Source organism: Pseudomonas protegens (assembly GCF_013407925.2).
GTDB lineage: Bacteria > Pseudomonadota > Gammaproteobacteria > Pseudomonadales > Pseudomonadaceae > Aquipseudomonas > Aquipseudomonas fluorescens_AP.
On record NZ_CP060201.1, the window covers coordinates 3492377 to 3505086 of the forward strand.

Below are 12710 nucleotides of genomic sequence, written 5' to 3' on the forward strand. Positions count from 1 at the left end.
TAGAACATGAGCGACGATGATCTGGAAAACGACGACCTCGAAGTAGGTGACGAAGACGATACCGAAGAAGGTCTTGAAGCGGCCGCCGACGATGTGGTGGAAGACGATGGCAGTGATGTTCCTGCCCCGACCGCCAAAGGCAAGGCCAAGGCTGCCGTCTCGGTAGACGAGCTGCCAAGCGTCGAAGCCAAGAACAAGGAGCGTGATGCACTGGCGCGTGCCATGGAAGAGTTCCTGGCCCGTGGCGGTAAAGTGCAGGAAGTCGAGGCCAATGTGGTCGCCGATCCGCCCAAGAAGCCTGATAACAAGTACGGCAGCCGGCCTATCTGAGCCTCGCTACTTGCTTGCTGAAAAAGCCCGCCGTCGCTGCGGGCTTTTTCATGGGCGCTCGTCTCGGAAACGGCCCCCGAGCGCCGGCGCTTGCTGGAGGAGCGAGCTTGCTCGCGAAAGCGCCGGTTCAGGCGCCGCGATGCCAGCGGGCAAGCAGCCCGGGCAGTTCAATCAGGCTGCGGATCTCGGCGTCTGGCGCGCGCTCGGCTTCCCAGGTCTTGCCGTTGGGATTGAACCAGATCGCCCGCAGGCCCGCCTGCTGGGCGCCGGCGATGTCGTCGCCGGGATGATCGCCGATATGCACGGCGGTATCGGCCGTTGCGCCACCGCGTTGCAGGGCTTCATGGAACAGCCTGGCATCCGGCTTGGCCACCCCGATGTCCTCGGCGCACAGGGCGAACTTGAAATAGTCCGCCAGGCCCAGGCGGCGCACGTCGGCATTGCCGTTGGTGACCACCCCCAGGGCGAAGTGATTGGCCAGGGCTTCCAGGGTCGGCAGTACCTCGGGAAAGATTTCCAGCTGATGCCGCGCATGGAGGAATACTTCGAAGCTCTGATCGGCCAGCTGGCTGGCTTGGCTGTGCTCGTACCCGGCCTCTTGCAGGGCATGGAACAGCACCTGGCGGCGCAGGGCGCTGATTCGGTACTTGAGGTGCGGTTGTTCGAGCAGCACGCGTTCGCGAATGCTCCACAGATGCTCCACCGGCACGCCGCCGAGATTCGGTGCATGCTCGGTCAGCCACTGGCGCAGGGTGGCCTCGGCGCTGACGATCACCGGGGCGGTGTCCCAGAGGGTGTCGTCAAGGTCGAAGGTGATCAGTTTGATGGTCATTACTCACCGCCTTTGTTGCGTTTGGCCCGAGGGTGGGCGCTGTCGTAGACCGCTGCCAGGTGCTGGAAGTCCAGGTGGGTGTAGATCTGTGTGGTCTTGATGTCCGAGTGCCCCAGCAGCTCCTGCACGGCGCGCAGGTCCTGGGACGATTCCAGCAGGTGGCTGGCAAAGGAATGACGCAGCATGTGCGGATGCAGGTTTTGCCCCAGCTCGCGCTCGCCGGCGGCCTTGACCCGTAGCTGGATGGCGCGCGGCCCCAGGCGCCGGCCCTTTTGGCTGACGAACAGGGCGCCGTCCGGCGGGTTGCTCAAGGCGCGCAGCGGCAGCCACAGGGCCAGGGCTTCCCGGGCCTTTTTGCCCACGGGCAGCACGCGGGTCTTGCTGCCCTTGCCCAGGACCTGCACCAGCCCGTCCGCCAGATCCAGTTGCTCGAGGTTCAGGCTGGTCAGTTCGGAGAGACGCAGCCCGCAGGAGTAGAACAGCTCCAGGATGGCCTGGTCGCGATGGGCCAGGAAGTCATCTTCCACTGCGCCATCGAGCAATTGCAGGGCGCGATCGGTGTCCAGGGTCTTGGGCAGGCGGCGTTCGCCCTTGGGCGGCGCCAGGCCGTTGGCCGGGTCGTGATCGCACAGCCCTTCGCGGTTCAGATAGTGATAGAGCCCGCGCACCGCGGACAGCAGGCGTGCCAGGCTGCGGGACGACTGACCCTGCTGGTGCAGGCGGGCGATCATGCTGCGCAGTCCCTGGACATCCAGGTCGGTCCAGCTGCGGACCTGCTGTTTCTCGCAGAACCCCAGCACTTTGTCGAGATCGCGTCGATAGGCCTGCAGGGTATGCGGCGACACCTGGCGCTCACTGCGCAGGTGCGCGCAGTAGGCATCCAGTTGCTGCTGCATGCTCAGCGTACCGAGCGCAGCGAGTGGGTGAAGCGCGGCAGGACCCGGCCGGTGACTTCGGCGATGTAGTTGAGGAACAGGGTGCCGACCGAGCTCTTGTAGTGCTGCGGGTCACGGCTGGCGATGGCCAGGACCCCGTGCATGCCCTGGTGCGCCAGAGCGACCACCGCGGTGGAGCCGATCTGCTTGCGCTGTTCTTCGCCGAAGAGGAAGTCCAGCTCATGTTCGCGCAGGCTGCCGCTGACGCTCTTGCCTTCCGACAGCAGGCCGCCGATGGCGCCCTGGGCTTCGGCCGCCGAGACCCAGCGACCCACCGGCATGGCGTTGTCGCTGAACAGGATCAGGCTGACGAAGGGCACCTGGAAGTCCTGGCGCAGGCTGTCCTCGACACTCATCACCACTTCTTCCAGGCTGCTGGCGTCCATCAGCGCCAGAATCAGGCGGCGGGTCTTGTCGAACAGGCGGTCGTTGTCCCGAGCCACGTCCATCAACTGCGACAGGCGATGGCGCATCTCGATGTTGCGCTCGCGCAGGATCTTCATCTGTCGCTCCACCAGCGACACGGTATCGCCGCGCTGGTGGGGAATGCGCAAGGCTGGAAGCAGCTCGTCGTGGTCGACGAAGAAGTCCGGATGGGCCTCCAGGTACGCAGCGACGGCGGCTGCGTCCAGGTCGGCAGAAGGTGCTGAGTCGGGCTTTGCGGCGGGAGCCTGGGGCTGATCAGTCATGGGTTTCGCTCACTTAAAGACGCACCTGTCCTTCGTATACGCGTACTGCCGGGCCGGTCATCATCACCGGTTGGCCTGGACCTGCCCATTCGATGGACAGGCGCCCGCCTGGCAGGTCGATCAATAGTGGCGAATCCATCCACCCCTGGCTGATCGCGGCCACTGCAGCTGCGCAGGCCCCGGTGCCGCAGGCCTGGGTTTCCCCGGCGCCGCGTTCCCAGACCCGCAATTGCGCGCGCTGGCGGTCCAGCACCTGGAGAAAACCGACATTGACCCGCGCCGGGAAGCGCGGGTGATGCTCGATCTTCGGCCCCAGCTCGTGCACCGGCGCGCTGTTGATGTCATCCACCCGCAGCACGGCGTGGGGGTTGCCCATGGACACGGCGGCCAGCTCGACCTGGAGGCCATCGACGTCCAGTGTATAGCTGTTGGCCTGGGCCGGGGCCTGGAACGGGATATCCGCCGGCACCAGGCGTGGCGCCCCCATGTTGACGCTGATCTGACCGTCGTTGCGCACGTCCAGTTCGATCACGCCGCTCTTGGTTTCGACGCGGATCTGGCGCTTGGTGGTCAGGCGCTTGTCCAGCACGAAGCGCGCGAAGCAGCGGGCACCGTTGCCGCACTGTTCCACTTCGGAGCCATCGGAGTTGAAGATCCGATAGCGGAAATCCACGTCCGGGTTGCTCGGGGCCTCGACGATCAGCAACTGATCGAAGCCGATCCCGGTGTTGCGATCACCCCATTGTTTGGCGTGCTTGGGCAGAATATGCGCGTGCTGGCTGACCAGGTCGAGAACCATGAAGTCATTGCCCAGGCCGTGCATCTTGGTAAAACGCAGCAGCATGGTCTTACTCCGGCAGCAGGCTTTCGCCAGCGAATAACTCGGCTACCGTCTCGCGGCGACGCACTTCAACAGCCTGGTCGCCATCGACCAGCACTTCGGCGGCACGGCCGCGGGTGTTGTAGTTCGAGCTCATGACGAAACCATAGGCGCCAGCGGAATGCACCGCCAGCAGGTCGCCCTCGGCCAGGGCCAGGGCGCGTTCCTTGGCGAGGAAGTCGCCGGTTTCACAGATCGGGCCGACGATGTCGTAGGTACGGGGTTCGGCCTCTCGCGGCTGTACGGCGCTGACGTCCATCCAGGCCTGGTACAGCGCCGGGCGGATCAGGTCGTTCATGGCGCCGTCGACGATGGCGAAATCCTTGTGTTCGGTGTGCTTGAGGTACTCGACCCGGGTCAGCAGTACACCAGCGTTGGCCACGATGAAGCGGCCCGGTTCGAACACCAGGGCCAGGTCGCGGCCATCCAGGCGTTCACGCACGGCCTTGACGTAGTCGGCGGCCAGCGGCGGCTCTTCGTCGCGATAGCGCACGCCCAGGCCACCACCCAGATCGATGTGGCGCAGGTAGATACCGCATTCACCGAGGCGGTCCACCAGTTCCAGCAACCGGTCGAGGGCGTCGATGAAGGGCTCCAGGGTGGTCAGTTGCGAGCCGATATGGCAGTCGACCCCGACGATTTCCAGGTTCGGCAGCTGCGCGGCGCGGATGTACACATCCTCGGCCGTGGCAATGTCGATGCCGAACTTGTTTTCCTTGAGTCCGGTGGAGATGTAGGGGTGGGTGCCGGCGTCGACGTCGGGGTTGACCCGCAGCGAGATCGGTGCGCGAACCCCCAGCTCGGCGGCCACCTGTTGCAGGCGCTCCAGCTCTTCGGCGGACTCGACGTTGAAGCAGTGGACGCCCACTTCCAGGGCGCGACGCATGTCGTCACGGGTCTTGCCGACACCGGAAAAGACGATCTTGTCGGCCTGGCCGCCGGCGGCCAGGACCCGCTCCAGCTCGCCCTGGGAGACGATGTCGAAACCGGCGCCCAAGCGGGCCAGGACATTCAGCACACCCAGGTTGGAGTTGGCCTTTACCGCGAAGCAGACCAGGTGCGGCATGCCGGCAAGCGCCTCGGCATAGGCCAGGTACTGGGCCTCGATATGCGCTCGGGAATAGACGTAGGTCGGCGTGCCGAAACGCTCGGCAATGGCGGACAGGGCTACGCCTTCCGCGAACAGCTCACCGTCGCGGTAGTTGAAAGCGTCCATGGTGAGCCCTTAGTAGGTGTCGTGCTTGTGCGACTGCGACTTGGCCTGCTCTTCAGGGGATTTGCTGTCATCAGGCAGATACAGCGGGCCTTTCTGGCCACAGGCAGTAACAAGGCAGGCAACCGCGACGAGCGCAGCAAGGGAAGAGATCAGGCGCTTCATGGCGAAATCCTTGAGAATGCGTAAATTGCGCCCGAGTATACCGGCCACCCGGCAGCTTGCCTATGCAGCGTAACTCCCGTCCAGCGGGCCTTTGCCAGGCCCGGTTCAGGGACTTTGGATGGCTTGCGGCGCAATGGGCATCGCATTTGTCCACCTGTTCGGTATCCTTTGCATTCGCCGGGGAGCGCCCGTATCTTGCGGCGCTTGAGCGTGAGTAGACACTATCCGAGGTTCCCGCAATGAGTTTGACCGAAGCCCGTTTTCATGACCTGGTGGACGCTACCCAGCAGACGCTGGAGGATATTTTCGAAGAGAGCGACCTGGACATCGACCTGGAAAACTCGGCCGGTGTGCTCACCGTCAAGTTCGACAACGGCAGCCAGGTGATCTTCAGTCGCCAGGAGCCTCTGCGCCAACTGTGGCTGGCGGCCCGATCCGGTGGTTTCCACTTCGACTACGACGAGGAAAGCGAGCGCTGGATGTGCGACAAGAGCGAGGAGCAGTTGGGCGAGATGCTGGAACGCATCGTCTTCGAACAGGCAGACATCAAGCTTGAGTTCGAAGGGCTCTGAGGTCGTGACCGAGCCCGCTGCGGTGCGCCCGCCCAAGCCCCTCTACAGCAACGTCAGTCCGGCGGTGAGTTCGCCGTGCATCAGCCTGTGCCGTCTCGATGAGCAGAAGGTCTGTCGCGGCTGCTTTCGTCATGTTGAGGACATTCGCGAGTGGCGCTCGGCCGATGATCAGCGCCGGCGAGTGATCTGCGCCCAGGCGTTGCTGCGCAAGCAGAGCGTGGCCGCGGAGGGACTTTAGGTTCGTACTCGTACGGTTTGTTTATTCAGTGTGCTGTGATAGTGTCCGGCTTCGCCTCGCTACATCGAGGCCGGTGAGAACCCCGTCTTATTTGGCGGGGTTTTGCTTTTTTGTGCAGAAAAAATAGGAGTCAGCCAGGATCATGAGTACTGCACCATCCATCATCCTTACCCGCCTTGACGTGCAACGTCTTGAGCGCCTGATCGACAGCCTGGACGACTCGCTGCCAGGCGTCATTGCACTGCAGACCGAGTTGGATCGTGCCGAAACGCTGGTGGGTCACGATGAAGTTCCGGCCGGTGTCGTCACCATGAATTCGCGTGTGCATTGCCGTGAAGAAAGCAGCGGCAAGGACTATCACCTGACTCTGGTCTATCCACAGGACGCCAACGCCGACGAGGGCAAGATTTCGATCCTCGCGCCAGTGGGCAGTGCCTTGCTGGGCCTGCAGGTCGGTCAATACATCGACTGGCCGGCTCCGGGCGGCAAGACCCTGAAGCTGACGCTGCTGGAAGTGGAATACCAGCCGGAAGCCGCCGGCGACTACCACCTCTGATAGCGGCTAGACCTGCTCGAGCGCGTCATTCAGCGCGCGCTCCAGGCTGGCCTTGTAACGCAGGTAGAGAATGCTCGGACTTTGTCCATCACCGAGCAGGCCGGACAGGTCCAGGTCGGTGATGTAGCAGCGATAGCGCTGTGGTTCGCGGCGTTGGGCGACGATGTCCTGGGCCACTGCGGCAAACAGCTGATCGCCATATTCCAGCTCGGAAAACTCCCGTTGATTGCAGTACAGCGAGACTTGCACCTGACCCGGTGCGGCCTTGCCGATGATCGCCTGCACGTCATAAAAGGCCTTGTCGACCGGCGTCGGCGGTGCCGGCCGTGGCTCTACCCGGCGTGCCCGGCCGCTGCCCGAAGGCAATACCTGAAAGTAGAGTGTGTCCAAAGGTTTCTCGCCCGGGTTGCTGCTTATCGGCAACAGCGCATCGCGACGGTAGAGAATCGACTGCAGGAAACGCTGCAATGGCACCAGCAGGCTTTGCTCGTCGTGATAGGGCAAGGTCTGCTGCCACAGGGCATTGTGCTCATCGAGCAGGTACAGCTCGGCCTGCTCGTCGATGATCCGGTAGAACACCTGGATGCAGTCCGGCCGGCCCATGGGCAGGATCAGCGCCAGGTCGTGCTCCTCAAGGGCCATGGGGTCCAGGTGCAGGGGGCTGTAGCTGGCCTGCTCCTGGCCCAGGTACTCCAGCAGCGCGGCGGGATGGGCCATGGCCTTGTGCCGGACCTGGCCGGCCACCAGTTCCAGGACGTGATAGTGCTGCTGCACCTGGATCAGGTAGCGGTAGTTGAGCTGGCTGAGCAACAAATGCTGCGCCGTTTCGAACAGCTCCTCCACTCGGCGGGCGATGAATTGCGCGCGGTTGTGGCAGAAGCAGCGGACCCTCAGGCGTGGCTGGGGCCCGGCAGGCAGGCTGTTCAGGTAATCGCGCAGGCAATCGAGCAGCGCATGCTCGGCGTCGTAGCGCTCGACCATGACCTCGTTCCAGCTATTGAGGGTGACCTGATCCAGGGTCAGCACCAGATTTTCCCGGACCCCGGCGTAGCTCAGTGAGTCGGTGCGTTCGGTGGTCATGAGGATGTTCAGGTCGCGGTGATGCTTGAGGGGATCGACGCCGACGTTCACCAGGATCAAGACCTCGCTGGGGACGCTGGCGTGCAGTAGCTGGTCTTCGTCCACCGTGGCCAGTGGCAGGGCCACGGTCTGCTGCAGGCTGCCCAGCAGGTTGAACAGCTCGAACTCGCTCAGGTCGCTGCTGCCAGGGTGCAGGGCCAGGCGCGTACTGCTGTCGATCACCCCGTTGCGATGGCACCAGGTGAGCAGTTCCAGCAGTTGCCGGCTGCGCTTGATCGGGGCGAAATGCTCTGATTCCAAGGCGGTCAGGTTGCCGTTGTACAGGCCCCAATAGGTCTGTCCCGGTTCTTTCTTGTTCGGCGACTGCACCAGGGTCAGGGTGTCTTCCGCGAGGTCCGGAGCGATGCCGGGGTTGATGAATTCGATCTTCCCGGCCTTGCGTTCGAAGGCGGCGTACAGGCGCCTGCCCAGCACGTTCAAGTCGCGCTTGTTGATCAGGCTGGCGGCTTGCTCGGTACGGGCGAACTGGGTCAGGAAGCGATAGCTGTAGTTGAGTTCGTTGACCAGGGCCCGGCGCTCGCTGCTGACCTGGCGCACTTTCCATTGGCTGCGGCTGTCCAGCAGGGCCAGCTGGCGCTGATCCCAGCCCCACTCGCTGGCCAGGCGCTCCAGCAGCGAGCGCTGCCAGCTCGGGCTGCGGGCGCCATTGCCTTGGGTGAGCTTGCGATTGACCTTGAGGTACAGGCTGCGTCGTACCAGCTCCAGTCGTTCCGGTTCTCCGCGGGCCTTGAGGTACTCCTCGATGCGCCGGTAGACCACGACATAGGGGTCGAGCTCGTCCAGGTCCAGGCGGTTGGCGAACACCGCCTGCTTGAAGCGCAGGCTCAGGCACTGGACCTTGGGATGCTCACTGGCGTAGACCTCGATCAGCAGCAGCTTGAGTACCGATTTGTAGGGGGACTCGATGCCCTTGAACAGCTGCCAGAGTCCGGCCCCGATGAACTCGCCGGGCGGAATGCGCGCCATGTGGCCCAGGTCCAGATTCTCCTCGGCGGGTACGAAGCGCTTGGAGAGCAGGGTATGGATATAGCGCTCGTAGCGGGGCTCCTCGTACACCGGCACCAGCCACCACAGCGGCGTGCGTCCGGCCAGCCAGATGGCGGTGCGGTAGAACTCGTCCAGTAGCAGGTAATGCTGGGTGGTGCCGCAATCATCCGAACTGAGCTGGGTGTCGCGTTCGCCGCGGACAAAGCGGCTGGCATCGATCAGGAAGAAATGAGCTTCGGCGCCCTGGCTGGCGGCCCAGGCTTCCAGTAGCTGGCATTTCTTCTGCAGTTCGGTCAGCTCGGTTTCGCTCAAATCTGCAGCGTGGCAAACCCAGACGTCCATATCGCTCTGGTCGGCCTGTGCCAGGGTGCCCAGGCTGCCCATGAGAAACAGCCCGTGAATCGGCCGCGGCGGGTTGCCATGGCGCGGCTTGTAGGAAAAGGATCGGGTCAGGCGCTGGGCTTCGGCCAGGGCCTGGGGATCGGGTTCATAGTTGGACAGCCCCGCCGGGGTAGCGCCGGAGACATAGCCGGGCAGCAGCGGGTGATTGACGTGAAAGAACAGCGGCAGCAGGTTGAGGACCAGTTGCTGGCGTGCCGACAACCCCTCCATTGCCCGAGCCAGGCGCCCTTGATTGACCTTAAGAAAGCGCGTGCGCAATTGGCTGAGAACCTTGCGATCGATTCCTTCATCCAGAACAGGGCGGATTTCATGGGTATGGGGCATTTCAAGCGGAGCTCGAAGGTGACGGGGTTTGGAACGGCAGCAGTTTAGCGTCAGACAAGGCCGAGTCTTTAGCTCAATTTATTTTTTGACGCCAGATTTCTAACGTATTGGCGGGAGGGTGCCTACGGAATCCGACAGACGGGAACCCCGCAGGCCGAGGAGCGATGTTCAGGCGGTTTCTTTGACGCTCAGGATGGTCAGCAGACCTTGGGCGTGTTCGGCGGCGTCGCGGCCAAGACTGGTCAGGTAGCCTCCATCGGCTTGGGTAATCAGTTCTTTGTCAAACAGGCGTTGGGCAGCGGCAATGGCGGAAGGGGCAGCGGTCTGATGGATTTTCAGGCCTTCCTGGGAGTTGTCCAGATTGAAGAGTGCAAGGATTTCCAGTTCGGCAACCAACTCAGGGGTATACGACATAAGGACTCCAGACTTTCTAGGAATGAGAGGTCAGCGTTCTTAAGGTGACCGCAGAACGGCGGCGTGTCCAGCGTTCGCTGAGGACTTTTGTACCTGGGGATGGCGGCGTTTGGCCGCAGGGAGTTTGCAGTGTAGTCAGGGCGGGAGCGTGCTGCAGGAGCGTTGCCCTAGGCAGCGCTCCGGTGCTGCGGGCTTAGGACTTCTCGGGAGGCAGTTGCGGCAGGGCGCGCAAGGCGGCTTCGTACCATTGGGTATCGAAAGCGCGGTCTTCCTCGAGAATTGCATCGATCTCGATGGCCAGGACGTGAGCCATCAGATTGAGGATTTCTTCCCGTTCGTAACCCACCAGGGTCAGTTTGTTGAACGTGGCTTTGGCCGCCGGCGGGTTGTCACTTTCGATCTGGTTTTCGATGGCTTCGATCAGGGTGTTTTCGGCGAACTCTTCTTCGTCGGTGTCGATATCGGTTGGCTCGCTCATGGCAGGCTCCTCAAGGAAAGGTCGCCAGTTTACTCGTATTCAGGGCGGTGATGCTGCTGGCCAGAATTGCATTGGGCTTCTATAAAAAATGCTGCCAACCCCTGCACGGCCTGGAGGCTATGTGATGCTCAAGCTTTACGGTTTCTCTGTCAGTAACTACTACAACATGGTCAAGCTGGCGTTGCTGGAGAAAGGCCTGCCTTTCGAAGAGGTGGTTTTTTCTGGTGGTCAAAGTCCGGAGGCATTGGCCATCAGTCCACGGGGCAAGGTGCCGGTGCTTGAGGTCGAGCAGGGGTACCTGAACGAAACCAGCGTGATTCTCGAGTACCTGGAGCACACCCAGCCAGGTCGGGCGTTGTTGCCCAGCGATCCATTCCAGCGTGCCCAGGTACTGGCGCTGGCCAGGGAGATCGAACTTTACATCGAACTGCCGGCGCGGGCCTGCTATCCCGAGGCGTTCTTCGGTCTGTCGGTGGCCCCGGCGATCCAGGAAAAGTCCAAGGCTGAGTTGCTGCTAGGGTTTGCCTCCCTGGCGCGGCATGGCAAATTTGCACCTTATGTGGCCGGCGACAGCCTGAGTGTGGCGGATCTGTATTTTCTCTACAGCGTGACCCTGGCCCGGGCGGTCGGGCACAAGCTGTTCGGGGTGGACTTTCTGGAGGGGATGCCCGCGGCAAAAGCCTTGCTGGAGCGCCTGGAGCAGCTGCCCAATGCCCAGCGAGTAGCGGCGGATAGAGAAGCGGCGATGCCGCAGTTCCTGGCGATGGTGGCGGCGAGGAAGTAGCGCGGTCACTGGTACACGGGTGACGGGTCAGCCTGCTGGTGCAGCAGGCTGACCTGCGATGGCCTAGCGGTTGGCCAGCAAGGCCTGGCCGCGAACCACGGCAGCCCGGACCTGGGCCGGTGCGGTGCCGCCGATGTGGTTGCGGGCATTCACCGAACCTTCCAGGGTCAGCACGGCGAACACGTCCTGCTCGATCTGGTCGCTGAACTGGCGCAGTTCTTCCAGGCTCATTTCTGCCAGGTCCTTGCCGGTTTCCACGCCGTACTTCACCGCGTGGCCGACGATTTCGTGGCAATCGCGAAACGGCAGGCCGCGGCGCACCAGGTAATCCGCCAGGTCGGTGGCGGTGGAGAAACCGCGCAGCGCCGCTTCACGCATGATGGCGTGCTTGGGCTTGATCGCCGGGATCATGTCGGCGAAGGCCCGCAGCGAGTCGCGCAGGGTGTCGGCGGCGTCGAACAGCGGTTCCTTGTCTTCCTGGTTGTCCTTGTTGTACGCCAGGGGCTGGCCCTTCATCAGGGTCAGCAGGCCCATCAGCGCGCCGAATACCCGGCCGCTCTTGCCCCGCACCAGCTCCGGCACGTCGGGGTTTTTCTTTTGCGGCATGATCGAGCTGCCGGTGCAGAAGCGGTCCGGCAGATCGATGAACTGGAATTGCGCGCTGGTCCACAGCACCAGTTCTTCGGAGAAACGCGACAGGTGCATCATCGCCACGCTGGCGGCGGCGCAGAATTCGATGGCGAAGTCACGGTCCGAAACGCTGTCCAGGGAGTTGCCGCCCACGGCTTCGAAGCCCAGCAGCTGGCAGGTCAGCTCGCGATCGATCGGGTAGGTGGTGCCGGCCAGCGCGGCGCTGCCCAGGGGCATGCGGTTGGTGCGCTTGCGGCAGTCCACCAGGCGCTCGTAGTCACGGCTGAGCATTTCGAACCAGGCCAGCATGTGGTGGCCGAAGGTCACGGGCTGGGCGGTCTGCAGGTGGGTGAAGCCCGGCATGATGCTTTCGGCTTCGCGCTCGGCCAGCTCCAGCAGGCCTTTTTGCAGGCGGGTGATCTCGGCCAGGATCAGGTCGATCTCGTCCCGCAGCCACAGGCGGATGTCGGTGGCCACCTGATCGTTGCGGCTGCGGCCGGTGTGCAGCTTCTTGCCGGTGATGCCGATGCGGTCGGTCAGGCGCGCCTCGATGTTCATGTGCACGTCTTCAAGATCCACGCGCCAGTCGAAGCTGCCGGCCTCGATCTCGCCCTGGATGGTCTTCAGGCCGTCAATGATGCTGTCGCGTTCGGCGTCGGTGAGCACGCCGACCTTGGCCAGCATCGTGGCGTGGGCAATGGAGCCCATGATGTCGTGGCGATACAGGCGCTGGTCGAAAGTGACAGAGGCGGTGAAGCGGGCGACGAAGGCGTCGACGGGTTCACTGAAGCGGCCGCCCCAGGACTGATTGGTCTTGTCAGTGCTCATGAATTCGCTCGTGATCTGCTGAAGGAAGATGGCGTAAAAAACAGGAGCCGATGATAACAGGGTTGCCTCGGCTGTCGCTGGCACTGGTCGGCAGCTTTTTTCGTCGGGCCGCCTGTGCATGGCTTGTCGCCGGCCATGAGGGCGCAGAGACTGGCGTCGGAACAATCCGCGGTGCATCAGGGGGAGGGGGCCTTGAGTGCGGAAGGTGATATCGATCAAACGATATTTGTCGATTGAGCAATATCGTCTTGGCAACCGTCTACAGTTGGACAAGAGGACCGGCACAATTGCGTAACACCCCCTCGCGTGTTCG

At 63.0% G+C, this 12710-nt stretch carries 15 protein-coding genes; 5 read left to right on the plus strand and 10 right to left on the minus strand.

The annotated features are described in order from the left end of the window. The first annotated feature begins 6 nt into the window (after nucleotides 1-6). Complete coding sequence (sutA, locus tag GGI48_RS16095; protein WP_016965454.1) at nucleotides 7-330, plus strand: transcriptional regulator SutA; 324 nt, start codon at nucleotides 7-9, stop codon at nucleotides 328-330. A gap of 127 nt (nucleotides 331-457) precedes the next feature. Here sutA and GGI48_RS16100 read toward each other — a convergent pair whose 3' ends face one another. The 6 genes from GGI48_RS16100 to lptM are packed head-to-tail and all read right to left on the minus strand — an operon-like array spanning nucleotide 458 to nucleotide 5044. Beyond that, nucleotides 458-1162: an HAD family hydrolase gene (locus GGI48_RS16100; RefSeq protein ID WP_179599131.1), complete on the minus strand. Its 705-nt coding sequence runs from the start codon at nucleotides 1160-1162 to the stop codon at nucleotides 458-460. Further along, nucleotides 1162-2058: a tyrosine recombinase XerC gene (gene xerC, locus GGI48_RS16105; protein WP_060841686.1), complete on the minus strand. Its 897-nt coding sequence runs from the start codon at nucleotides 2056-2058 to the stop codon at nucleotides 1162-1164. The genes GGI48_RS16100 and xerC overlap by 1 nt, the downstream gene beginning before the upstream one ends. A 2-nt stretch (nucleotides 2059-2060) precedes the next feature. Then, complete coding sequence (locus tag GGI48_RS16110; RefSeq protein ID WP_016965452.1) at nucleotides 2061-2786, minus strand: DUF484 family protein; 726 nt, start codon at nucleotides 2784-2786, stop codon at nucleotides 2061-2063. 13 nt (nucleotides 2787-2799) lie between these two features. Further along, nucleotides 2800-3630 (minus strand): diaminopimelate epimerase, encoded by an 831-nt coding sequence (gene dapF, locus GGI48_RS16115; protein ID WP_179599133.1) that lies wholly within the window; start codon nucleotides 3628-3630, stop codon nucleotides 2800-2802. 4 nt (nucleotides 3631-3634) lie between these two features. Next, nucleotides 3635-4882, minus strand: coding sequence for a diaminopimelate decarboxylase (gene lysA / locus GGI48_RS16120; RefSeq protein ID WP_179599135.1), 1248 nt, complete (start codon nucleotides 4880-4882; stop codon nucleotides 3635-3637). 9 nt (nucleotides 4883-4891) lie between these two features. After that, nucleotides 4892-5044, minus strand: coding sequence for an LPS translocon maturation chaperone LptM (gene lptM / locus GGI48_RS16125; RefSeq protein ID WP_016966948.1), 153 nt, complete (start codon nucleotides 5042-5044; stop codon nucleotides 4892-4894). A gap of 239 nt (nucleotides 5045-5283) precedes the next feature. On the opposite strand from lptM, the gene cyaY reads away from it, so the two are divergent. The 3 genes from cyaY (at nucleotide 5284) to rnk (ending at nucleotide 6410) form a co-directional block, all read left to right on the plus strand. Then, entirely contained in the window at nucleotides 5284-5616 is a 333-nt protein-coding gene (gene cyaY, locus GGI48_RS16130) for an iron donor protein CyaY (protein ID WP_016966947.1), read from the plus strand. 4 nt (nucleotides 5617-5620) lie between these two features. Beyond that, complete coding sequence (locus GGI48_RS16135; RefSeq protein ID WP_016966946.1) at nucleotides 5621-5854, plus strand: DUF1289 domain-containing protein; 234 nt, start codon at nucleotides 5621-5623, stop codon at nucleotides 5852-5854. A 142-nt stretch (nucleotides 5855-5996) separates the two neighbouring features. Further along, nucleotides 5997-6410 (plus strand): nucleoside diphosphate kinase regulator, encoded by a 414-nt coding sequence (gene rnk / locus GGI48_RS16140; protein ID WP_011064182.1) that lies wholly within the window; start codon nucleotides 5997-5999, stop codon nucleotides 6408-6410. 6 nt (nucleotides 6411-6416) lie between these two features. On the opposite strand, the gene GGI48_RS16145 is transcribed toward rnk, so the two are convergent. The 3 genes from GGI48_RS16145 to GGI48_RS16155 all read right to left on the minus strand — a co-directional run bounded on the left by GGI48_RS16145 (nucleotide 6417) and on the right by GGI48_RS16155 (nucleotide 10155). Further along, nucleotides 6417-9263: a class I adenylate cyclase gene (locus GGI48_RS16145; RefSeq protein ID WP_179599137.1), complete on the minus strand. Its 2847-nt coding sequence runs from the start codon at nucleotides 9261-9263 to the stop codon at nucleotides 6417-6419. A 168-nt stretch (nucleotides 9264-9431) separates the two neighbouring features. Next, nucleotides 9432-9677, minus strand: coding sequence for a TIGR02647 family protein (locus GGI48_RS16150; RefSeq protein ID WP_016966944.1), 246 nt, complete (start codon nucleotides 9675-9677; stop codon nucleotides 9432-9434). Nucleotides 9678-9870: 193 nt separating this feature from the next. Beyond that, nucleotides 9871-10155, minus strand: a complete 285-nt coding sequence (locus GGI48_RS16155) for a hypothetical protein (protein WP_016966943.1) — start codon at nucleotides 10153-10155, stop codon at nucleotides 9871-9873. Nucleotides 10156-10279: 124 nt separating this feature from the next. Between GGI48_RS16155 and GGI48_RS16160 the strand changes: the two genes are divergently transcribed. After that, nucleotides 10280-10939: a glutathione S-transferase family protein gene (locus GGI48_RS16160; RefSeq protein ID WP_047306592.1), complete on the plus strand. Its 660-nt coding sequence runs from the start codon at nucleotides 10280-10282 to the stop codon at nucleotides 10937-10939. A gap of 63 nt (nucleotides 10940-11002) precedes the next feature. Here GGI48_RS16160 and argH read toward each other — a convergent pair whose 3' ends face one another. Next, entirely contained in the window at nucleotides 11003-12397 is a 1395-nt protein-coding gene (argH, locus tag GGI48_RS16165; protein WP_179599139.1) for an argininosuccinate lyase, read from the minus strand. Nucleotides 12398-12710 lie beyond the last annotated feature (313 nt).